The following is a 23,982-nucleotide window of genomic DNA, read 5'->3' as shown; positions in this document are numbered from 1 at the left end:
AATTTTAGAAAAATTAAGACTACCTCTTTAATATCACACGAAACCGGTTAAATCATTATTAAATTTTAAACAAAAAACCTATTCACAGATTATTTAAAAAAGCCGTTCAATTGTGTCCACAGACTTTATGTGCTTAAATGGCTGTAGTTCTTTGCGTCTTACACCATATACCCATAACAGCTTTAGAGTTTTATGACAATTTTTCGCTTGAGATTGGCGCTATACATTTGTTTTATCAGTTGTTTTTTTATGGCTGAAAATGCTGCGCTTGCAAAGGTAGCAGGGGGGGCTGATTCGCAAGAGGAATCTTTCACGCAAACTGAGCGTTTATCATTTGCCAAAGAATTCTTAACACGCATGCGCCGCGGTTTTGCCACTGCCGATAAATTTTTGCAAAATGCCAGCCCCGCAACAAAAAGCGGCGCGTCATCGGCGCAAAATATTTTGCCGGAAGGCGAACAGCTCCTTTTTGAGGTATATCTGCCGAGGCGCTTGAAACTGGACAATTTGATTTTTGGTCGTGTAAAAGGGCAACGAATTGCTTTGTCATTAAAAGACTTTGTTGCCGCACTCGATTTGCCAATTACCGTGAATACGCAAACTCAAACGGCACAAGGCTGGTATATCCGTGAAAATAAATTTTTTGATTTCAATCTAAACACAAAAATTGCGCGCTCTGATCTGGGCGAATTTACTATTTCTGAGTCCGTGTTTTCTGAGGACGAAGATATCTTTGTTCCCGTCGATGAACTCGCGCGCTGGTTTGATTTTAAAATTGAAGTTTTGGCGTCTAGCTTACAAATAGTAATCAAGCCTTCTCAGAACTTACCGCTTCAGGAACGTCTGGAGCGTGAGAAAAAATTGGCAGGCAAGGGAAATAGTCGCGAGCCGCAATTACCGCTAAGGCCGGAGCCCAGACAATTGATCGATGTACCTTTCGTCAATGTCGCAACCAGCTCGCGCTATAATCGTGAAGGGGATTCAAATCAATCAAACACCCGTCACACGGCCAGCGTAAGCACCGCCGGTGATTTTGCCTATGGGACATTGAGTACGCAAACACAGTTGAATGATAAAGATCAGATAAGCAATATCTGGATGAACTATAAGCAGGAATCTCCGGACCCGAATTTATTGGGTCCGTTAAAGGCAAAGCGCTTTGAGATCGGAGATGTAATTCAACCACGCTTGCCGATTGATGCACAAGTGCGCCGCGAATTGGGCGCGCGAATCAGCAATGTTGACCCCTTGCGCAACTATACGAATCCGTCAACCGCAATTACGGGCAGGGCTTTTCCCGGTTGGGATGTCGAGCTTTATCGCGGCAATCAGTTCTTGGGCTATCAGCGCATCGGTGATGATGGCTTTTACGCGTTCAACGATGTGATTCTTTTCGGCACCGAGAACATTTTTCGTGTTGTTTTTTACGGCCCGCAAGGCGAGATTCGCGAGGAAGAGGTATCAATCCCCGTTGATATTTCGCGTATCGCCGAAGGCGGGAGTGTATATGATGTGTCTTTAACGTTTGATAATAAACAAACATATCGCAAATTGGATTTCAACGATGAGGACGAAGGCAGCCCGGCCTTGCTGGCTTTATATGAAAAACCTATTGCGCCAGGTACGGTCGGCTCCTTGGGGCTGCGTAGTAGCGAACAAAACGGTGAGCGCAACAATGTCGCCTATGGAGGTGTATCGACCTTGTTGGGCGAAACGCTGGTGAATGCAAACTTATCACTGGATGATGAAGCGGATTTTGCTTCGGAGCTGGTTGCACGTCGCAATATCGGCTCCCACGATCTGTATACAACTGTGCGGTATTTTTCTGATAACTACGACACCATCAATGGCGGGAATGACACGGCCGGATTTTTGAATGCGCGAATCAATGCAAACGGCGCCCTGCCGATTGGTCTTGGGCATCGCCCGAACTATACGGCTTCTGCAAGCTACAACCTGACAAACGAAGGTAATTCAACAACCGATACATCTCTCGGTTTCAATACGGCCTACAAAAACTTTACCTTTAATGAGCAGCTCAATTATACTACGACCAACACAGGTGCTGACGACAGGCTAAATAATACAACCAGTATTACCGGAGCCTTCGCCGGCGATCGCGTGCGTCTGCTATCGGATTATCAGATTAAGCCTGACAATAAGCTCAGCCGTATCGTGGCAAGCTATAACCATGGTTTCACCCGCGATCTTGAGATGGACATTGAGCTTGAACGTCGGATTGACCCCTCAATTACTGAAGCTTCGGCGCAACTCAACTGGCAGGCGGGATGGGCGCGCATTTCCCCCAGCATTCGCTACAATACTGAAAATGATTTTTTTGCAGGCCTTAACACCAATTTTGGTTTTGCCCGCGATCCACAAGGGCCGGGCATAAAGATGTTTGATCGCAACATCACCGGCAACGGTGCGATGAGCGTTTTTGTTTTTCTTGATATGAATGGAGATGGTCAGTTTAACCAGGGTGACGTGCCGCTAAAGGATGTATCCGTACGCGCATTGCAAAATGGTGGACGCGAGGTTACGGACGAAAACGGTTTGGCTTTCTTTTACCAGGTACAGGAGCTCAGGCGCACGGACATCGTTCTGGAAGAAGAAAGTCTGAAAGATCCCTACTGGATTTCTGGCTTTGACGGTGTTTCAATTTTACCGCGCGAAGGATACGTTGCAGAACTTCAATATCCCGTTCATATCGCCGGTGAAATGGACGGCACATTATTTGTGCGTAAAAATTCTGGGAAGCCTGTTGCGCTGAGAAATATTCCCATCCACCTCTATAATGGCGATGGAGCAATTGAAAAAACAGCTATCACCGACATTGGCGGATTTTACCTTTTTGATCGCGTAGCGCCCGGACGTTATTTGCTGGTGGTTGATCAAAAGGCGGCGCAATCGAACAATTTTGCCCGCCCAAAACCGGAAGCCATTGAAATCGGTTATGAAGGCACCATCATCTATGGGCATGACGTATACGTTGATGCCGGTGAAAAAGATATTCCAAGTACAGTTTTGGCAGGCTTGCAAGATTATAAATCCCGTCATCCGCATATTGATTTCGAACAAGCTAACTACAACATCGCGCTCAATCTTGGGGAATATAATTCCCAGTTGCTTATGTCAACCGTTTGGTATCGTCTGCATACCCGCTATCGTCAAATCCTTTCCGGCGGACAGCTTATGGTCCTGCCGGAACATAGCTACGCCGATATAAAAACCGGTAAACATACGTTGCGCGTCGGCTTTCATAACGGCGATATAGATGATGCCTATAATCGTTGCCGCGCCCTTATCGCCCGCGAAATTGCCTGCACGGTTGAAGTCCTGCCTGCCGCCGCCAAAAAACTGGCTATGGGCGAAAAACCGCGCGGATAATTCCACGAAAAAGAGAGGTGGTCTCGGTTCTTCGGCCAGCTTTGCGGCGAAGTTAAGCTACGATCGGTTGGTTATTGTCATGCCGCCTGCCTGTGGTTTTGTTTCTCCGGGTGAAGGGCGCGGCCGCCGGAGCCGTTAGGCGGAGGCGGCAAGCCCGAGGCCGGAGAAACAAAATTTCGTTCATCATAAACGTCGTCCGGGGGTTGTCCATCAAATACCGAATGCGGCCTCTGCGCGTTGTAAAACGCCAGCCAGCGCCCGATATCCCGCCTGGCTTGCAGGCCGCTCTCGAACGCGTTCAGATACACGCATTCATATTTCAGACTCCGCCACAGCCGCTCGATGAACACATTGTCCATCCAGCGGCCCTTGCCGTCCATCGAGATCGCGATCCCGTTTTCTTTCAGGACGCCCGTCCACGCGTCCGCCGTGAACTGGCTGCCCTGATCGGTATTGAAGATCTCCGGCGGCCCGTAGCGGGCGATGGCTTCCTCCAGCGCCTCCACGCAAAAGCGCGTTTCCATCGTGTTCGACAGCCGCCAGGCCAGCACCTTCCGGCTGGCCCAGTCCATGATCGCTACCAGATACAAAAACCCGCGTTTGACAGGGATGTACGTGATATCCGCGCACCATACATGGTTCGGGCGGGTGATCGTGAGCCCCTTGAGCCGGTAGGGATAAATCCGGTGGCCGGGATGCGGCATCGAAGTGCGCGGCCTTTGATAGACCGCCTCGATTCCCATCAGGCGCATCAGACGCCGCACGCGGGTGCGGCCTACCTCGTACCCCTGACGGCGCAGATGCCGGGCCATCTGACGGGACCCGTAAAACGGGGTTTGCAGGAATTGCGCGTCAATCAGCCGCATCAGCGCCAAATTGTCCGCGCTCTCCCCGCGCCGCTCGTAATACCAGCCAGAGCGGCTGATCCCCAGCAACCGGCACTGCGCCGCGATGCCGATATTGTCATTGGACGGGTCTACCATTTCCTGCCGCCCCCGGACCGCAACCGGGCGGAGGCATCGGCTAAAAAATCACGTTCCACTGTCAGCTGTCCGATCTTGGCGTGCAAGTCCCTGACCTCGGCGTTATGCGCGTCCGCTCGCGATTCCAGCTTGCCCGCAAAACCCGCCTCCAGCGCAGCCAGAGCCTCCTTCTTCCAACGGTGAATGACCGTCGCATGCACCCCGTAACGGGATGACAGCTCCGTGATCGGCGCGTCCTCCCGCAACGCCGCCAGCGCAACCTGCGCTTTAAACTTCGCCGGGTAGTTCTTCCTTGTCTTGCTCATAATCCATGACCCTCCTTCGGTCATAGATCGTAGCTTAACTCACTGTCCGAATTCTTGGGGCCACCTCTAAGCCCCCTCTTAATCTGTGGATGAGCAGACATCGGCATTGAATTTATTTGCCTGTATTTTACAAAATTCGCTATAGTTCGATTCATATACAAAAAACACTTGAGTAACGGAGCGATTCCACCATGGGATTCAAAAGAACATCGGAAGGGCGGATTTTTTTTCAGACCTCCGAAGACGAGCCGGGGAAATCTGCACAGCAAGACAACCAATCCCCAAACGCTCCAAAGATCAATGCGGGTAATTCGCAGAACTTTGAAACACCTTTTAATTTGCAGCGCAAAACCGCGACACGTCCTTCTCCACAGCAGCCTGCTCAAGCCAGCCAGCCTACGCAAATGCAAATCATCGCTTTGCTCAAAACTCTGAATGAGCGATTAAAAATCACCCAGGGTGAACGCGAAAAAATGGCGCGTGAGTTGAAAATCTACCGCCAGACGATCGAAGAGTTGCAAACAAAAGCCGATCACAGCGACCGTGCCTATCAAGAACTTTCCGAAAAGATCAGCGCTGGTGGTAACAGCGCTCATGCTGAAAGTCTCGCCCGCGATGCCCTGCAAGAACTTGAAGAAACGCGGCGTTTATTGTTGGATTTAGAAACCAAAGCCACGCGCGCAGATCACGGTGTCTCTGCGCTGAAAAAACTGCAGGCTGATCAGGCCGAAAAAATGGTCGTGAGCATCAATCATGCTGCCGCGCTGACCAAACGTGTTAAAGACACAGAAGAGCGTCAGGAACAAGTCAGCGCCCGTGTTGATGACGCACTCAGCCAGCAAGCACGGCTCTCTCGCAGGATTGACAAAGCTGTAGAAGAGCGTACGCGTTTCTTGCGCAAACTTGAACGCATCGAAGAAACAGTTCTGCAAACTCGAGATTCCCTGAACGCCAAGGCGATGGTGCTGTTGACCGACCAGGGTATCGCCGCGCAAAACGAGTTGAATGAACACGGCGCCGCAGCCCGGTTTGCTCCTGGTGAATATGCCGCGCAGGCCCATGCCGCACAGAAAACAGCCGTGCAAGACCGTCAGAACCAGACGCTGCAAGTTATCGGCGTCGGCCTGCTTGTTACTGCAGCCGTGCTGGGCGGATGGTTGGTCAGTGAGTTACAAAAAGCAGAAGATACAGAGTTTACACAGGCGAAAATTTCCAGCGTACCTGCACAAACCGTTACCAATCAGGTTGGCAAGCCAACAAATGTGGCAAACATGGATTGGCGCATTGAGGAAGATACCTCGGCCTTTGATCAGCAAAGCGCACCGATGGATAATATGCCTGCTGTCAATCCGGAGCAAAATGACATTGGGACTCTGAATTTAAATGATCAGGCCCAGGTCGAAGCGCTGCTGGAAGGCAGCCCCGATGCGGTCGCTGCGGCGTTGAACAACATTGCGCCGGGCGACGATGTCATGCCGGATAATATCATTGCTCCCAAAATCGCTGTCGAAACGCAGTCAGTAGAAGAACCGCTGCAAAAAAGCACCGGTCTCGCGCTCGAAGCTGAGGCGAACGCACCGAGCGCGACGGCGGTGGAAAAGGCTTTTGAGCCGTTGAAAGCCCAGGACCCGCGCGGAATGATCAAGCCTGATTCTGCGCTGCCCGATGTTGTAAAAAACATTGAAGCCCAGGCTTTTGAAGGTATTTCCGAGGCGCAGCATGATCTGGCTGCCATCTACACAGCGGGCCATGGCGGCGTCAAACAGGATTACAAACGCGCAGCTTTCTGGTTCGAACAAGCCGCTAGACGCGGCGTTGCCAATGCTGCCTACAATCTCGGTGTGCTCAACCATCAAGGTCTTGGCGGTACAAAAAACCTGAAAAAAGCCATCGAATGGTATAATCGCGCCGCCGCTCTCGGTCATCCGGAAGCGCAATATAATCTCGGCATCGCTTATATCGAAGGCATAGGTGTGCCTTATGATGCGGAAAAAGCCGCGCGCTATTTCCAAAATGCGGCCGAAAACAACATCATGGAAGCTGCTTACAATCTGGGCCTGATCTATGAAAATGGCCTTTTAGGGCAGGCCGAACCTGACCGTGCATTGGTCTGGTATAAAACCGCTGCCGATCACGGAAGCCCTGAGGCCAAACAAGCGTTGGAACAACTCGCCAAAACCCTGAATGTGACGCTCGATGATGTTAATGATCTGGCTGATCGGATGAAAGTGATGGAAAAATCTTCTGTATCAACCGAAGAGCAGGCAGCGACCCAAAACGCATCTGCAGACGTTTCAAATACGCAAATTACCACCGCACAGGTACAGGAATATCTCATGCGCGCAGGCCTGTATCCCGGTCCCGCCGATGGAATCAGCGGCCCGCTTACGCAAGATGCTATCCGGTCTTACCAACGTATGCATAATTTGAATCCCGATGGCACGGCCAGTGAAAACCTGCTCAGCCATATGCTGGCCAATGTCATTGGCGAAAACAAGGTTGAGCAAGGCTCTCGCGCGCAATAGATATTAATACCGTGCGGGCATTCCAAGCCAGCCGGATTTCACCCACCAGTCTGGATTTTCGTAAGCAAGCGCCGCTGCCGCATTTTTTGCCGCATTCTCATCGTCAAACAATCCAAAACATGTCGAACCTGATCCGCTCATCCGTGCGAGCAGGCAATCTCTTTGCACATCGAAAGCGTTTAAAACATTTTGTATCTCTGGCACACATTGAATAGCCGCGCGGGTGAGTGCATTTTCCGTTCTGCTCAGAAAAGCACACAGGGTTTCTGCGTCTGAAATATTGCGGGGCAGGTAGAGCAATTCGGCAAAGCCACCGGCAAAACGTCTAAAAACGTCCTGCGTATTACAAGCCTTACCCGGATGTGCAAGCACAATAGGTATTTCCGGCAAAACGGGTGCAGGATCGAGAATGTCGCCAATGCCACGCACACGCGTGGTTTGACAGGCAAAACAGACCGGCACATCTGCCCCCAGAGATAACATGAGCGCATCCAGCCCGTCCAGATCATGCGGCAAATTCCAATGCTCCAGCATCGCCCAGATCGCCGCCGCGCAATCACTTGAGCCGCCGCCAATTCCTCCGCCCAAAGGCAGATTTTTCTCCAAAGTAATTTTGAAAACCGGACTTTTCCCAGCCAATCGTGCCAACGCCCACGCAGCCTTGATCACTAAATTGGTAGAGTCCGGCGCCGCGCTAATGTCTTTGCCTTTAAAGACGCGTGTAAACGCTCCTGTGATTTCAAGTGACAAGCTCTCGGCAGGCTCAAGGCTAATCTTGTCGCCAATATCCGCAAAAGAAATAAGTGAATCCAGCGTATGATAACCATCGCCCTGCCGACCAGTGACATGCAGGTAAAGATTTATTTTTGCAGGCGCAAAAACCTCAAAAAGGTGCTGCAACTGCGCGCTCATTGCATTTCTGTAGCGCTTTTATTGCGCTCTGAACGGGCTTGCTTCACAGTTTTAAGATCGTTTAAGCCTTCTAAAAGTTTTTGCTCAATTGCTAAAATAAGCTCTTCATTTTCGGAATGGTTTTTCGCGCGAATCCATTGAAACTCAGCTTCGATCGTACGCCCGACTTTCCAATAGGCATCGCCCAGATGATCGTTAATGGTCGGATCATAAGGCATCAGCTCAACGGCACGCTCCAGATGCGGTACGGCATCTTTATAGCGTCCCATCCGGTAATACACCCAGCCCAATGAGTCGGTGATATAGCCATCATTGGGACGCAAAGTTACGGCGCTCTCAATCATTTTCAGCGCCTTGTCCAGATTGTTGCCCTGATCCGCCCACGCATAGCCGAGATAATTCAGAACATAAGGATGATCGGGCTGAAAATTAAGTGCGGCTTTTAAATCCGCTTCCGCCTTGTCCCACTGCCCGTCCTGCTCAAGGGCCATGCCGCGCACGTAATAAAGATACCAGTAATCTTCACTCACTTCGCCCAGGGTATTGATGAGCGTATTAATGGCCATATTATAATTTTTGATCGCGTCTTTAAAATTTTCATTGATGCGATGGATGTTGCCAATTTGAATAAGAGATTCAAGATCATTAAAATCATTCACCAGAAGTTGTAGCTCTGCAATTGCATCGTCGCTCCGCCCTTGTTCATAAAGCAAGTCGGCAGCGCTGCGCCTTGCTTTAAGAAAATCGCTATCCTTAGGCTCTATACCTTTATAAAGAGCAATCGCATCAGCGTATCGTTCGTTGCGCGCGGCTATATCAGCAAGCAATAAACGCGAGTGAGTGTCTTCGGGATTTAAAAAGAGGGCCAAACGAGCAAAAACACGTGCGCTTTCATCACTGAAATCATGAGAAAGCAGGCGTGCCATATCATAAAATGCTTCTCCCAAACCTTGCGCCGGGGTTTCCACGCGCACAAACATTTCGGGACTCTCGCCTTTTTCCGCAGCCTCTTTCTTTTTAAGAAGCGTCTCATTTTCCGACTCAATTCTCATCGCCTGCTCATAAAGTGCAGCGGCGCTCTTGGTCTCACCAATATGGGCATAAATATCGGCAATGCGTTCAACATCCTCAGGACTAAGCTCGCCAAGGGTCAAAGCCTGTTTTAGCATGCTTTTGATGTTATCTTTTTTGTCCATAAAGTCGGATACTAAAATGGCATGATACAGATGAATGCTATTATCCTGCAGATCGTCAACGTCATAATGGCCAAGCGATGCGCTGGACCAGCTATAGAGCATCGGCATGATAAAGGCGGACAGGCCACCTTCAGGCATCGTCTGGATATAAGTTGCCGCCGCATTATAATCTTGCTTGCGGAACGCTTCGGCTGTCAGAAACATCAGCGACAACGCATTGGTGCTTTCGTAATTCTCGATGATATTATGGGCAAACGTCATTGCCCGGTCATAATCTCCGGCCCCGATCGCCAGCACCATTGCGCGTTTGAGCAGCGCGGGATTGTCCGGCTCTTTCTTCAGAATGTAGTCCATGTAGCGCCCGGCAGTTTTCCAGTCATGGTAGTGCTGGGCAAATTGACCGGAAAGATAGCTACCCGCAATGCTGGAGCCTTCATAAGAGGGCGCAGGTTGATGAATAGCGCGCACCATCTCATCAAAACTGACTTCCATACCGGCTTGTGGCTGTTCATCAGCAATCACTGTCTTCCCGCCGCGTAAAGTTTGCAGTTGATACACACCGTAACCCGCGCCCCCGCCAATCAGAATGAGGCCCGCCACAATACTCAAATGTTTCAAAAGATCATTCATAGTTTTTACGCCTTACATATTTGGGTAATTGGGGCCATCGCCCCCTTGCGGTGTCACCCAGTCAATATTTTGTGACGGGTCTTTAATATCACAGGTTTTGCAATGAACACAATTTTGCGAATTGATCTGGAATTTTGTTTTGCCGTCCTCTCCAGTAATAAATTCATACACGCCAGCCGGACAATAGCGCTGTGACGGTCCGGCGTATTCTGTATAATTGATGTCCACCGGTACCGACGGATCACGTAGACGCAAATGACAAGGTTGGTCCTCGGCGTGATTGGTGTTTGAAAACGAAATCGAGGTCAGCCGGTCAAACGTCAAAACCCCGTCAGGCTTGGGATATTCAATCGGTGTGCACTCGGTGGCCTTCTTGAGTTGTGCATAATCGGCGTGATTTTTTAACGTCCAGGGTGAGAGGCCCATCGTCACGGTTTCATAAACTGCATTCAATAAGCCTAGCCACAATCCCTTATGAAAGCCGGGGCGGATATTGCGCACTTTTTTAAGCTCGCTCCACACCCATGATTTCTTCATCGCTTGGGGGTAGGCATCGCATTCGCTGCCAAAACCTTCCGTATTTTTCAAATGTGCTGCAAGACTCTCCGCCGCAACCATGCCTGATTTCATCGCCGTGTGATTGCCTTTGATTTTCGGCACATTGAGAAAACCCGCACTATCGCCAACCAGCACCCCGCCGGGAAAGCTCAGCTTCGGAATTGATTGAAATCCGCCTTCAACCAAAGCCCGAGCGCCATAGGAAACCCGCCGCCCGCCTTCAAAGAGTGGCGCAATGGCCGGATGCGTTTTAAAACGCTGCATTTCTTCATAAGGGCTAAGATAAGGGTTTTGGTAATCAAGCCCGACCACAAAACCCACGGAAACCAGATTATCCTCCAGATGATAAATCCATGACCCGCCATAGGTCTTGCGGTCCATCGGCCAGCCTAAAGTATGCAGACAAGATCCCGGCTTATGCTTGGCCGGATCAATTTCCCACAGCTCCTTAATACCAAGCCCGTAGGTTTGCGGATCACTTGCCGCGCGCAAATCATATTTGCCGATTAGCGTCTTTGTCAGTGAGCCGTGGCAGCCTTCTGCAAACACCGTTTGGCGCGCATGCAACTCCATCCCCGGCTCAAACGCATCGGTTTTGTTTCCGTCTTTATCAAGCCCCAAATCGCCTGTGGCCACGCCGATCACAGCGCCCGCGTCATTATAAAGTACTTCGGCTGCGGCAAAACCGGGAAAAATCTCTACACCAAGTCCTTCCGCTTGCTCACCTAACCAGCGCGCCAGATTGCCGAGTGAAATAATATAATGGCCCTTGTTATGCATCTGCGGTGGCGTCGGGAAGGGGTAAGCCTTATCCGGCGTAAGAAACAGGAAGGCATCGTTGGTCGCCGGCGTATGCAGCGGCGCATTTTTCTCAGCCCAATCAGGAATAAGCTCATCTAGCGCCCGCGTTTCAAAGACCGCGCCCGAAAGCAGATGTGCTCCGACCTCTGACCCTTTTTCAAGAATACAAACACTCAAATCCGTATCCAATTGTTTCAATCGAATAGCGCAAGCCAGCCCCGCCGGACCCGCACCTACTATCACAACGTCATATTCCATATTTTCGCGATCAGAGCGCAGAGAATCGAGCATAAATGAGATGAACCTCTTTCATATATTGAACTTATATTTTAACCTAAAACCTCAAGCATAAATATAGACTTTTAAGGGCAAAAGCCAATGAATACCACTCAAATGCAAACTGGCGCCAAAGCGGCACTCCAATTCTACCTCGATCACGGGGTAGATATATGTTTATCTGACGAGCCGATAAACAGAATGTTGGAATTAAAGAATACCGGAATATTGGAATCACCAGCATCGAGCGATCAGCCTGTCCGGCAGCCCGATTTCCAACACTCCGGCATTCCAGCATCCAATATTCCGCTTGGCAAATCTGCTGCGCGCAACGAAGCAGCCAGGCGTGCGCTGGCTTGCGTGAAGCGCGAAGAGTTGCGTGAAGCGATTACCGAATTCGACGGAATTGGTATCAAGAAGACCGCTACCAATATGGTGTTTTCCGATGGCAACCCCGATGCGCCTGTCATGCTGATCGGCGAAGCCCCCGGCGCCGATGAGGATCGTCAGGGCAAACCTTTTGTTGGCGTCAGCGGGCAATTGCTTGACCGCATTCTGGCGTGCATCGATTTGGACCGCCGCGCCGAAGATGCCGCGCGGGCCGTCTATATCTCCAACATCCTCAATTGGCGCCCGCCGGGCAACCGCACGCCTGCCCCGGCAGAAATTGAGGTTAGCCTGCCTTTTATCGAACGTCACATCCAGCTTATACAACCTAAATTGCTCATTCTGTGTGGCAGCGTTTCAGCCAAAGCGCTCCTGGGCCGCGATGAAAGCATTTCACGCCTGCGAAAGATCTGGCATGACTATTTGCCTCAAACTCCCGAATTGCAAGAAGGCGCGGCCCCCATCCCCGCCATTGCAACTTATCATCCGGCCTATTTGCTGCGCACACCCGCACAAAAAAAAGCTGTTTGGGCTGATATGCTCTTACTGCAAGCACGGCGCCGTGAATTAGGCCTCATAGAAGCCTGATTTATCACATTAGCTTTTGTAATTATAGACACTCCTCAGCCATTGTTGTAATTTCACATCCATGCTGTTTTTGCTCGGAAATTGGAGTTTGCGTTTGGTGCGCATGCGCAGTTTTACTGTGCTGGCGGTTGTATGCCTGCTTGTATGCGCTATGCCTCAAAGTACACGGGCGCAAGACACACCTGTTCCGGATAAAAAACCTGAGAAAACAGAAAGTTTTCTGTTCTTTGAAGTGTTCAACCTGTTTTCTTCAGACAAGGAAGAAGGGCCGCCAACTCCAGAATCCAAAATCGAATCAACACCGCAAACGATGCCGGAACCCAAGGAGCTAACTCTGGAAACGCAGCTGCAAGAATCAAAACCGGAACCACAAGAACAATCAGACTCTGGGCCTGGTTTCAATGTTCTGGAGTTTACGGCGTCTTTGCTGAATTTTTCAACAACGCCGATCCCGCCGCAAAAACCTGAAAGGATTCCGGTCAAACTTGGCGTAATAGAAGTGCTGATGCAAAAAACCCGTGAAGGTATATCGAAAAAACCCATAAGCAGAGTACAGGCCGAATTATACAAAGAAATTTTTGAATATCAGCGTAAAGGCGACATCAGGGCAGCTGATAACATGATGAAAGAAATAGACGATCCAAGGTTGCTTGGTCATGTTCTATTTCAACGCTACATGCACCCTACAGCCTATAACTCTACTTTTACAGAGCTGAGCGGTTGGCTGGATCTGTTCGCCGATTATCCCGGCGCAGATCAGGTTTACAAATTGGCGCAAGCGCGCAGGCCTGACGGCGTAAATGCAAGGATTCAAGTTCCCGGCAAGGCATACGGTATTACGCGTACAAGCGAGCCGACCATGCGCCTGGGGAAAAGATATGTTTCATCGCGCGCGCGCAGTGATGAAGATATTCGCATGCTTAACGATCTGAACCGCAATATTTTCTCATTGGTCAGAAAAGGAGAGCTATCACAGGCCCATGAAGCCTTGCAAGCCAATGCCGCTATTTTGGATAATGTCGAATATGATTTATTGCGCGGTGAAATTGCTGCTGGCTATCTCTATAGTGGTAACGCCGATGAGGCGGAAAAATTAGCAGATCAAAGCGTAAAGCGTTCTGGTCTGCATGTGCCGAAGGCAGGCTGGATTGCCGGATTGGTGGCTTGGCGCGCTAAGCGATATAGCGCTGCTTCGCGCCATTTTGAAGTGGTTGCGCGTTCGCCCTATGCCTCAAGCTGGACAGCTGCTGCTGGCGCGTATTGGGCCGCCCGCGCTCATATGCGTACGGGCAATATCAAGGCCGTAAGCATTTGGCTGCGCCGCGGGCTAAACCAGCCGCGTACATTCTACGGCCTGATTTCTACGCGCGCTCTGGGACAGGATTTTGATTTCAACTGGAAAGTTCCGGCTTTTACCAAGGAATACATGGATATTTTAAGCGAAATTCCGGCGGCCAACCGCGCAATGGCGCTGGTGCTGGCAGGACGCTCCGATCTGGCCCAGGCCGAGCTTATCCGCATCCGTCCGGAAAATGATGATCAGCACAAAGCGCTGCTGTCTTACGCGTCTTACGCAAATCTTCCTGGCCTTGCGTTGCGCGCTGCCAGTTCTGCGGCCAATGAGCAGGGCAGTTTTTATGACGCCGCACTTTATCCGACCGGGCCCTGGCAGCCTCAGGAAGGCTACAAGATCGATCCGGCGTTGGTCCATGCAATTATGCGCCAGGAATCACGCTTTGATCCGCGCGCAAAAAGCCCCAGCGGCGCAAAAGGCTTGATGCAGCTTATGCCCGCCACGGCCAAATCCGTTTCCGATCAGAAAGGCGCAAGGCTCGATCATCCCGAAACCAATCTGGAACTGGGACAGCGTTATTTGGAAGAGTTGCTGGAATCGAGCGTTGTTGAAGATGACCTGATTTATCTCTTGATCGCCTATAATGCCGGTCCGGGCAATCTGGCAAAATGGAAGAGCCGCTGGTCAGACGTCAAAGACCCGCTGCTGTTTATTGAACTAATTCCTTCTGGTGAAACACGCGCCTATGTCGAACGAGTGCTGTCCAACTACTGGATCTACCGCCTGCGCGAAGGACAAAACACCCCAACACTGGACGCCATCGCCGCCAGCCAGCCTGCGAAATATAACGCGCATGCATTGTAAAACATATTGTCATTGCGAGGAGGGCGTTGAGCCCGACGCGGCAATCTATTTTGGATTGTTTCGCTGGCGCTCGCAATGACGCTCTTAATTTACGCTGACAGGCGTTTATGCATCTCGGGCCATAGGCCGGGATCGCCGCAGGCCACAACGCTGCCATCACTCTCTAATATCAATGCCGCACCGCTAAAATCAGAGATATGCCCGCCTGCACCCTGTACTATGGGCACCAGCGCCGCATAATCATACGGCTTCATATCGGCTTCCAGAATAATATCAACAAAACCGCAGGCCATCAGTCCGTATTGATAGCAATCTCCGCCCCAGAAAAACCGCCCTTCATTGAAATTTTTATAAACCGGGCCGGTTGCTTCAAACATCGCCGGGGTCGTGCTGCCGATCCGGGCAGTCTCGATGGAGGCACAAGGCGCACATTGAACGGGCCTTCCATTAAAAAAAGTCTGTTCACCATCACCAATCCATCGTTCACCAAGGATCGGTTGGTCAATCACCCCTAGCTTGGGTATGCTATCCTCGCACAAAGCAATCAAAGTCCCGAAAGTCGGGCGCCCAATCACAAAACTCTTTGTCCCGTCAATCGGGTCCAGAACCCACGTAAGCCCGCTCTCACCAGTCTTAACGCCGTGCTCTTCGCCATAAATCCCATCCTGCGGACGCGCATCTTCAAGGATCTCGCGCATCCGCTCCTCAATCTTGCGATCGGCAATCGTCACCGGACTTTCGTCTTCTTTGCTGATCACATCAAACGGTTGGCGGTAATAGCGCTTAACAATTTTGCCAGCCTCATCAGCCAACCTCTTGGCAAGCGTTACAAATTCGTTCATAAATACTCCTTCACTCAATAAGGAAATAGAGCGCAGGCTATGAAAACTGTCAATGACATCCGCAGCGAATTTTTAAGTTTCTTCAAAGGGAAGGGCCACACGGTCGTCGAATCCTCGCCTCTGGTCCCGCAAAACGACCCCACATTGATGTTCGTGAATTCCGGGATGGTCCAGTTTAAGGACGTGTTCACCGGCAAGGACAAGCGCCCCTACACCCGCGCGACGACCAGCCAAAAATGCGTCCGCGCCGGCGGAAAGCACAACGACCTCGATAATGTTGGCTATACCGCGCGCCACCATACTTTTTTCGAAATGCTCGGCAATTTTTCCTTCGGCGATTATTTCAAAGACGACGCCATTGCTTTTGCCTGGGAACTGGTCACCAAAAACTTCGCCCTTCCCGCCGAAAAACTCTGTGTCACCGTCCACTCTTCCGATGAAGAAGCCGCCGCCATCTGGAAAAAGGTTTCAGGGCTGGCTGATGAAAAAATCATCCGCATCCCCACCGACGATAACTTCTGGCGCATGGGTGATACCGGCCCGTGCGGCCCGTGCACTGAAATTTTCTATGATCACGGTGATCATATCTGGGGCGGTCCGCCGGGCTCCCCGGAAGAAGATGGCGACCGCTTTATCGAGATCTGGAACAATGTCTTCATGCAATACGAGCAAGTCGATGCCGATACGCGCATCGATCTGCCCGCCCAAAGCGTCGATACCGGCATGGGCCTTGAGCGCATTGCCGCAACCTTGATGGGCTCTCACGATAACTATGCCATCGACATTATGCGCGGCCTTATTGAACACTCCGCCGACTTGACGGGCGTTGATCCCGATGGCGATATGAGCGCATCTCACCGCGTCATCGCCGATCACATCCGCTGCTCGGCCTTCCTGATGGCCGATGGCGTCATGCCCTCGAACGAAGGACGCGGTTATGTTCTGCGCCGGATTATGCGCCGCGGTATGCGCCATGCGCACTTGCTGGGCGCACAAGATCCTTTGATGTGCAAACTCTTCCCCACGCTGCTGGAGAAAATGGGCGAGGCCTATCCGGAGCTTGGCCGCGCCGAAAGCCTGATCGTCGAAACCCTCAAATCCGAGGAAGAGCGCTTTAAACTCACTCTCGATCGCGGCCTTAAAATGCTTGAGGAAGAGACCGAAAAAGTCTCCAGCGGTAAAAAATTCCCAGGCGATGTCGCCTTCAAGCTCTACGACACTTACGGTTTTCCGCTCGACCTTACCCAGGACGCACTCAAAAGCCAGAATATCGAAGTCGATGAAGACGGCTTTAACACCTGCATGGAAGAGCAAAAAGCCAAAGCCCGCGCCGCGTGGTCCGGCTCCGGCGATGCCGCCACCGAAAAAATCTGGTATGATATTCTCGACGATTTCGGTCCGACCGAATTCCTCGGCTATGAGGTTGAAGCCGCCGAAGGCCAGATTTTAGCCATCGTCAAAGACGGCCACCGCGCCGAAATGCTCAAATCCGGTGAAGAAGGCTACATCATCACCAACCAGACTCCGTTCTACGCCGAAAGCGGCGGGCAGGTCGGCGACAAGGGTAACCTAACCCATACGAATGGCGATATTGAAGTCATCGATACCAAAAAATTTGTTGGCAGCATTTTCGCGCATAGGGCGCAAACCGCCAATGATGTGAAGGTCGGTGAAAATGTGCAGATGGAAGTCAACCATATGCGCCGCTCTGCCATCCGCGCCAACCATTCGGCCACCCACCTGATGCACGAGGCTCTGCGCCGCGTGCTCGGCGATCACGTCGCACAGAAAGGCTCGCTGCAGGATGCGCAGCGCACCCGTTTCGACATTTCCCACCCTAAAGCGATCAAGCCCGAAGAAATCGCTCGCGTCGAAGAAATCGTCGCCGCCGAGATCAAAGCCGATACGCCTGTTACGACCCGCCTGATGGGCCTTGATGAAGCTCGTGAAACCGGCGCGATGGCGCTGTTCGGTGAGAAATATGACAGCGAGGTTCGCGTTGTTGCCATGGGCACAAAAGACAAAAACCGCGAATTCTCCATCGAACTCTGCGGCGGCACCCACGTCAAAAAAACCGGCGAGATCGGCCCGTTCAAAATCATTTCCGAAAGCGCCCTGTCCGCAGGCGTGCGCCGCCTCGAGGCCATCACCGGCGAAGCGGTCGAGAAATATAAACAGGACAAACAAGCCGCCGCGCAAGCTGTGCTGGATAAACTGGCCGCTGATTATGCCGCGCTGTGCAAAGACCTTGAGGCCCTCGGCGGCCAACCTGAAAAGGTCGATCTTGGCGATGAGGAGGCCTTACGCGTCGCCAATAAAAAGCTGCAAAAACAAATCTCCGATCAGCGCCGCAAGCAAGGCGCCTCGGCTTCCGATAACGATATCAAGGACATTGGCGGCGTGAAATTCATTGGCAAGGTGCTCGAAGATTTCCCGCCCAAGGACCTTAAACCCATGGCCGACGATCTGAAGAAAAAACTCGGCTCCGGCGTGATTGCATTGGTGGCCACCAATGACGGCAAAGCCTCCATCGTTGTCGCCGTCACCGAAGACCTGACCGCCAAAATCAACGCGGTCGATCTGGTCAAACTCGGCGCGGAAAAACTCGGCGGCAAAGGCGGCGGCGGCCGTCCCGATATGGCTCAGGCCGGCGGTCCCGATGCCAGCGCGGCCAATGACGCGGTGACGGGGATTGAAAAGGCGATGGCGGGTTAAAGCCCGTCAGTTTTCAGGTGTTTCATAGAAATCCTGATGCGCATTGGGCCTGTTTTGTTTTTGTAAATGGTAGACAGCGTTGAGCGCATAGCCTGCCTCTTCCAGAGCGGCAATTAACCACCGTTCTTTCCTGGTTCGCTTGTTTTCATTTTTCGCATAAAGGCGACCGAGCAAAGTTGTTAAAAGCGCCGAGGACTCGGCATAGTCTTGTTCGGATACATAGTGTGGACGCGGTCTTTCACGGGCCTGAATAAAACCGGTTTGGAGCGCGGCATGGTCCCATAAAGCCGTATTGGCAGTAATCAAAGCCCTTAGAACAGTGTTTTCGGCATCAGATAGAGCGCGCTTCTTGGATTCGTATTCAATAACCTTTATGAGGTCGTATAAATGATGCGAGAGATCATATGTCCCGACCATATCTTTGGGCATCATTTGTATTTCAAGTTCGGCACATTTCTGATCTTTCCCGCAAGCAACCTGAACATCGAAATGATATGCGCCGGCATAACCGCTTTTCCGGCATTTTTTAAGGTAATCATCTTGCTTTCCTTCGATGACGGTAATTTTATCCTGCCATGTTTCATGAAACTTTTTGGAGCCTTTCTTTTGCACAAAACGCCTGATGAAAAGCTCGTACTGTTCATAAGAGGTAAATAAAACTCTCCCCCGGTTCAGATCGTGCATATTACGATCTTCGTCGAACATTTTTTCCGCAGCCTTTTCCAGATCTTTGGGGCTGTCGAGGATAACGAAATCAGTGACGTATTTATGGCCTATAAGTCTTGCCAGATCCTCCATGTATTGAAGAAAAGTGCTCCGCGCCATGCTTGTTCGATTAAACGCCGTGGTGAGTTCTTCTCGTTTTTGTGCGGAAAGAGCATTAAAAAAGTTCTTTTGCTGTTTTTGGGGACGAAGTGCGGCAAAAAGTTCGTCCACGACCTCATGGAAGTCGTGGCGGTTGGTCATGGCGTTAAATTTTGTTTTTTCAGACATGTGCTTCACCACTGTACAAAATTTTCCATATTTGTAGAGTTGTTGTTTTGATTTTGCAACATAAAAATCCCCTCTTGCCCTTCATGGCCTGCACAGCTATAACGTGCGAACATTTTGAATTTATAGCCAAAAGGATAAAAACATGGCCACACAGCGCACATTTTCAATCATTAAGCCCGATGCGACCCGCCGCAACCTGACCGGCGCGATTAACGCCAAGCTCGAGGCAGCAGGCCTGCGCATCGTTGGCCAAAAGCGCATTCACATGACCAGACAGCAGGCCGAGGGCTTTTACGCTGTGCACAAGGAGCGCCCGTTTTTTGGTGAGCTGGTGGAATTTATGAGCTCCGAACCGGTCGTTGTGCAGGTTCTTGAAGGCGAGGATGCTGTGGCCAAGAACCGTGAGGTTATGGGCGCGACCAACCCGCAAGAAGCCGCGCCGGGCACAATCCGCAAAGAATATGCTGTATCGATTGGCGAAAACTCCGTCCACGGTTCTGACAGCCTTGAAAATGCTAAGATCGAAATTGAATATTTCTTCAAGCCGGAAGAGATTGTCGGCTAACGACAAAAGCGTAGCTCTAAGAATATGACGAAGCCCAGGCTTTTAATGCAGCCTGGGCTTTTTCATTTATATCTCCCAAACCTTCAATAGCCTTGAGAGCAGCATCCAGATCTGCATTTTTAGCACCCGCTTCAATATTGGCAGCAACCGTACTCACCCCGGTTAGTCCAAAATTAGCGGCCATACCCTTTAACTCATGCGCTCGGTCATAAATGGTCTCTACGCCCATGGCGCTCGCTTTCGCATTTTGCAGGGTTTCAACCAATTCGTCAGTTTTATCCAAAAAACTCTGCAATAACTCATCAAATTGACCTTTAGGAAGACTGTCAATTAACCCCTGTAACAGCGCTGAATCAAAAAGATTACGGTCCTCCGCATTTTCGGAAGAACTATCATATTCTTCATGATTTTGACCAGAAGAGTCATGCGCGATTTGAAAAGAATCAAAATCATCCTCCAGTTCTATCTCCGGATCAAAAGCCAGACCGGTAATCATGTCCTCTATTGGCGCGCGGTCCGAGGAGGAGGACGGGGTTTTTGGGGGTACGACGTTCAAGATAGGAGCGCGTGTCTGTCTTGCTTCGGTTTTCACAGGTACGTCTAATTCATCTTCGCTCACCTTGATGAGCAGAGCCTCCAGCGCTTTCGGATCAAGAGGCTTGGCCAGAAAACCGTTCATGTTGGCGCTAGCGTATTCCTCGCGGTCTTCGGCGCTGACATTGCCCGATAGAGCAATCACTGGCGTACAGGCATGCGCATTTATTTCGAACTGACGCAACGCGCGCGTGAAGTTCATCCCATCCATGCCGCTCAGGCGGATGTCGGTAATGACGACATCAAAGCGCTGGTCTTCAGGTGTTTTTTCAAGGATATCTAAGGCTTCTTCGGCGTTCTCTGCCATAATTATCTGATGCTTGCCTTTGTTCAAAAAGCCTTCCAGCACTCGCCGGTTCATCTCGTTATCTTCAATCACCATAATACGCAAAGGTTCAATGATGCGCTGTGGGAGGGAGCCTTGTTCCATATCATGGGCGTTCTCGCTAAAAGCTTTTTGTCCGCCCCTCATTGTCAAGACAAAGGAAAAAGTGCTGCCTTCGCCCGGTTTGCTATCAAGCTGTATTGTACTGCCCATGGACTCAATAAGACGGCGGCAAATAGCCAACCCCAAACCTGTTCCGCCGTATTTGCGTGAAGTGCTTTTTTCGGCTTGAATAAAAGGATTAAAGAGACTCTTTTGCACCTCTTCGGCTATGCCAATTCCGGTATCTCGCACGGAACAACTAATGGCATAGATGCGGCGGTTTTCTTCATCATCCTTTGGTTCAAATCCCAATTGAATGGTGATATGTCCTTGATCGGTAAATTTAACCGCATTACTGACTAAATTAAGTAAAACCTGACGCAAGCGGGTTGGGTCGCCCTTTAGGCTTTCAGGAAATCCATCCTGAATTTGGGCCTTTATCTTAATGCCTTTTCCTGCGGCGTGGCCTGACATTAACGTGACAACGTCATCAACAAGCTGCACCATGTCGAAATCAATGATTTCAAGATGCATATTGCCGCTTTCAATTTTTTCGAAGTCGAGAATATCATTGAGCAGCGCCATCATTGTATCGCCTGAATTTTGAATGGCCTGCGTATATTCAGTTTGTTCTTTCGTCATGTTCGTATCCATAAGCAGGCGCAACATACCCACAATCCCGTTCATGGGGGTACGAATTTCATGGCTAACCAATGCCAGGAAAGCAGACTTGGCGCGGTTTGCTTCATCGGCGGCCTCTTTGGCCTTACGCATCTCCTGTGTACGCTGCATTTCCCGTTCACGCAGCTCAGCCATCAATTCGCGTTCACGCTCAATCACGCGCAGTAGCCGGGCCTGATCTGCTGATTCTTGTGATTGCTTGATGCGCGCAAGCGATTGCGCCGCCCGGTTCTCTCGCGCCACATTTGAAAACTCTTCGCGTTGGTTCATTTGAATATTTTGCAGCGTAGCCAGAACAAAGAGCAAAGCTTGGGGTGCTAATAGGCCCCAATATATCGAAAGAAGAAATCCTGTGTTACCTGCTCCCATTGCCGCAAGAAACAGAGAAAGTAAGCCTGCAAAGCTGGCGGCAAAGCCAGCCGCTAAAAACAGTGCGCCGTATCGCCCCTGCTGGGCTTGCGCCATGCTCACCGCGCACAAAAAAAGCATGGTGACGAGCGAGGGCATAAGGAGTAAATATTCGTCCAGAACACTGGAGAAACCAGCCAAGAGCAGACAAAGTCCGGCTCCGACCCCGACACTGAGCGCATCAATCAGGCTCAGCAAATTAGCCAGATCTTGCCCGATATGAAGCTCTAAAAACCGCTTGGCAATAAAAACCGCCGCAATGGTAGGCAAAACCACCATTGCGTTGAGTGATGTTGCGATAAGAGCTGAAGGCGTATAAAAAGCCGACCCGTAAGCGTAAAATAAAAGCCCTCCAAAAATAAAATACGAACTGAAAAAGACAAAACCTTCACTTTTCTGCAGGCTATAAAACGCAAGGAAAAACCCGGCGACGCCAAGGAGAAAGGCCCAGAAAACCATAACCAGGAGTGAAGGGCTGACAATATGCATTTGATAGGATTTTGTGCTCATAATAGAAGGCGCAATGCTGTTCACAACGCCAGGAGCGGCTTCCAGATACAAAGTGAAAAGCTGGGTTTTCCCGGCAGGAATGTTCAGCGCAACAGTATTGGCTTGTAAACGCTCGAAATGCACTGCCTCAGTATTAGCTGTTGATGATTTAATAATCGTCTCGCCGCTGCTGGCATTATAAAGCGCAATGGAGCGGATCAGCCCAAAACGCCCGTCAAACAAATCCCCAAAATGTAAAACCCAATCATCATATCGTGATTTATTAGTCACAGAAAAAATCATCCACATAGGCTGTGGCGCCGCACCCATATGTACGACATTACTTGTCTGGCGCGTACCTTTCAGGTTGTTGATATGGCGTTTAGCCAAAGTTTCAAAGTTGAATTTTCTTTCAGGATCAGGCGTCACATATATGTTTTTGCCAATGAAAACGCGCTCATGATCATTAATCAGCTCTACCCGTGAGGAAGGGGTAATTTGCGCCTGCGCATCGTTGAAAGAGCAGTAAACTGGCACACCGAATGCCAGCGCAAAAAGCACAAAACATATCAACGCCTTAGCGGCAGTTAGTTTTAGTTTTGATGCAGCCTGAACAATGATCATATCCATCCGAAATTTTTTTAAAACCCCACCCACCAGATACTATACGTCAATTTACGCTGGAAAAGGTTAAGCTTTTGATAAAAATGCGGAATATTTTACTTCTAAGAGCTTGCAGGCACGAACGCCAGAGCCAATCCAATGATAACCAGAACAATCAGTAAAATGCTGATTTTGCTTTTGTGTAAGAAACTGCGCCATAAATCGTTAGCATGCTGCAATTGCTGGGGGTCGTCTTCTATGGGGGAATTATGATTCATACTGATCCTCTTTTAAGGCTTGTAGTCTCTTTCCTGAAAATTAGACGGGAAAATGAAATCGATTTCAAGTATGGTTTTTTAAAGTTGCTTTTCAGCAATCATCCTCACAGCTTCGGGGTATGCGATATGCTCCTGCGCAATCACGCGCGCCGCCAGCGTTTCCACGCTATCGCCTGCCTGAACCGGCACGGCCTTTTGTACAATCACCGGACCCTGATCAACCTCAGGAATGACATAGTGAATACTGCAACCGCTCTGCGGCTCGCCAGCGTCCAGAACAGCTCTATGAACATGTTCGCCATACATCCCCTTACCGCCGAATTTCGGCAGCAGGGCCGGGTGCGTATTGATGATTTTGTTCGTCCAGCGATTGACAAAACCCGCGCTTAAAATACGCATAAACCCGGCCAGACAGATCAAATCCACCGGATAATCTTTGAGCGTATCCTGGAGCGCATTTTCAAATTCGCTACGGCTCGTATAGTTTTTATGATCGATTGTAATAGCAGGGATTTCAGCCTTTTTCGCGCGCTCCAAACCATACGCTCCGGGCCGGTTCGAAACCACTAGCGCAATGCGGGCCGGAAAGTCAGGGTCCTTGCACGCATCGATCAGGGCTTGCAGATTGCTGCCATTACCGGAAATAAAAACGGCGAGATTGAGTTTATCTGCGCTCAT

14 protein-coding genes and 1 pseudogene are annotated in these 23,982 nt (G+C 50.4%); 6 read left to right on the top strand and 9 right to left on the bottom strand.

Annotation, left to right across the window (positions count from 1 at the left end; all coding sequences use genetic code 11):
• Positions 1–249: 249 nt before the first annotated feature.
• Positions 250–3,390, top strand: coding sequence for a hypothetical protein (locus tag H6859_07000; protein ID USO04904.1), 3,141 nt, complete (start codon positions 250–252; stop codon positions 3,388–3,390).
• 182 nt (positions 3,391–3,572) lie between these two features.
• On the opposite strand, the pseudogene H6859_06995 reads toward H6859_07000, so the two are convergent.
• A pseudogene (locus tag H6859_06995) lies at positions 3,573–4,678 on the bottom strand (IS3 family transposase).
• A 191-nt stretch (positions 4,679–4,869) separates the two neighbouring features.
• Between H6859_06995 and H6859_06990 the strand changes: the two are divergent.
• The gene (locus H6859_06990; protein ID USO04903.1) at positions 4,870–7,203 is read left to right on the top strand and encodes an SEL1-like repeat protein; all 2,334 of its coding nucleotides are present in this window, start codon (positions 4,870–4,872) and stop codon (positions 7,201–7,203) included.
• 3 nt (positions 7,204–7,206) lie between these two features.
• Here the strand turns inward: H6859_06990 and H6859_06985 are convergent, their stop codons facing one another.
• From H6859_06985 to H6859_06975, 3 genes are read right to left on the bottom strand one after another with little or no spacing between them, the layout of a single operon-like run.
• Positions 7,207–8,115, bottom strand: coding sequence for a 4-(cytidine 5'-diphospho)-2-C-methyl-D-erythritol kinase (locus H6859_06985; protein USO04902.1), 909 nt, complete (start codon positions 8,113–8,115; stop codon positions 7,207–7,209).
• Positions 8,112–9,941, bottom strand: a complete 1,830-nt coding sequence (locus tag H6859_06980; GenBank protein USO04901.1) for a tetratricopeptide repeat protein — start codon at positions 9,939–9,941, stop codon at positions 8,112–8,114. Before H6859_06980 ends, H6859_06985 begins: the two co-directional genes overlap by 4 nt.
• A gap of 12 nt (positions 9,942–9,953) precedes the next feature.
• Positions 9,954–11,558, bottom strand: coding sequence for an electron transfer flavoprotein-ubiquinone oxidoreductase (locus tag H6859_06975; protein USO06725.1), 1,605 nt, complete (start codon positions 11,556–11,558; stop codon positions 9,954–9,956).
• Positions 11,559–11,678: 120 nt separating this feature from the next.
• On the opposite strand from H6859_06975, the gene H6859_06970 reads away from it, so the two are divergent.
• Positions 11,679–12,551: a uracil-DNA glycosylase gene (locus tag H6859_06970; GenBank protein ID USO04900.1), complete on the top strand. Its 873-nt coding sequence runs from the start codon at positions 11,679–11,681 to the stop codon at positions 12,549–12,551.
• A 103-nt stretch (positions 12,552–12,654) separates the two neighbouring features.
• Positions 12,655–14,709, top strand: a complete 2,055-nt coding sequence (locus H6859_06965; protein USO04899.1) for a lytic transglycosylase domain-containing protein — start codon at positions 12,655–12,657, stop codon at positions 14,707–14,709.
• An 89-nt stretch (positions 14,710–14,798) separates the two neighbouring features.
• Here H6859_06965 and H6859_06960 read toward each other — a convergent pair whose 3' ends face one another.
• On the bottom strand, positions 14,799–15,551 hold the full coding sequence (locus tag H6859_06960) for a histidinol phosphate phosphatase (GenBank protein ID USO04898.1): 753 nt from the start codon (positions 15,549–15,551) through the stop codon (positions 14,799–14,801).
• A gap of 39 nt (positions 15,552–15,590) precedes the next feature.
• On the opposite strand from H6859_06960, the gene alaS reads away from it, so the two are divergent.
• Complete coding sequence (gene alaS / locus H6859_06955) at positions 15,591–18,266, top strand: alanine--tRNA ligase (GenBank protein USO04897.1); 2,676 nt, start codon at positions 15,591–15,593, stop codon at positions 18,264–18,266.
• 6 nt (positions 18,267–18,272) lie between these two features.
• Here the strand turns inward: alaS and H6859_06950 are convergent, their stop codons facing one another.
• Complete coding sequence (locus H6859_06950) at positions 18,273–19,259, bottom strand: hypothetical protein (GenBank protein USO04896.1); 987 nt, start codon at positions 19,257–19,259, stop codon at positions 18,273–18,275.
• A gap of 142 nt (positions 19,260–19,401) precedes the next feature.
• Here H6859_06950 and ndk point away from each other — a divergent pair, with 142 nt between their 5' ends.
• Positions 19,402–19,824, top strand: a complete 423-nt coding sequence (gene ndk, locus H6859_06945) for a nucleoside-diphosphate kinase (protein ID USO04895.1) — start codon at positions 19,402–19,404, stop codon at positions 19,822–19,824.
• Between the two features lie 16 nt (positions 19,825–19,840).
• Here ndk and H6859_06940 read toward each other — a convergent pair whose 3' ends face one another.
• The 3 genes from H6859_06940 to H6859_06930 form a co-directional block, all read right to left on the bottom strand.
• Positions 19,841–23,053 carry a response regulator gene (locus tag H6859_06940; protein ID USO04894.1) on the bottom strand — a complete coding sequence of 1,071 codons (3,213 nt, stop codon included), beginning with the start codon at positions 23,051–23,053 and terminating at the stop codon, positions 19,841–19,843.
• Positions 23,054–23,148: 95 nt separating this feature from the next.
• Complete coding sequence (locus H6859_06935) at positions 23,149–23,304, bottom strand: hypothetical protein (GenBank protein USO04893.1); 156 nt, start codon at positions 23,302–23,304, stop codon at positions 23,149–23,151.
• Between the two features lie 78 nt (positions 23,305–23,382).
• Positions 23,383–23,982, bottom strand: a complete 600-nt coding sequence (locus tag H6859_06930) for a phosphoribosylglycinamide formyltransferase (protein USO04892.1) — start codon at positions 23,980–23,982, stop codon at positions 23,383–23,385.

The organism is Rhodospirillales bacterium, from assembly GCA_023898785.1.
GTDB lineage: Bacteria > Pseudomonadota > Alphaproteobacteria > Micavibrionales > Micavibrionaceae > TMED27.
Note: the sequence above shows the minus strand (reverse complement) of the source record. Positions and strands in the feature narration are given on the sequence as shown.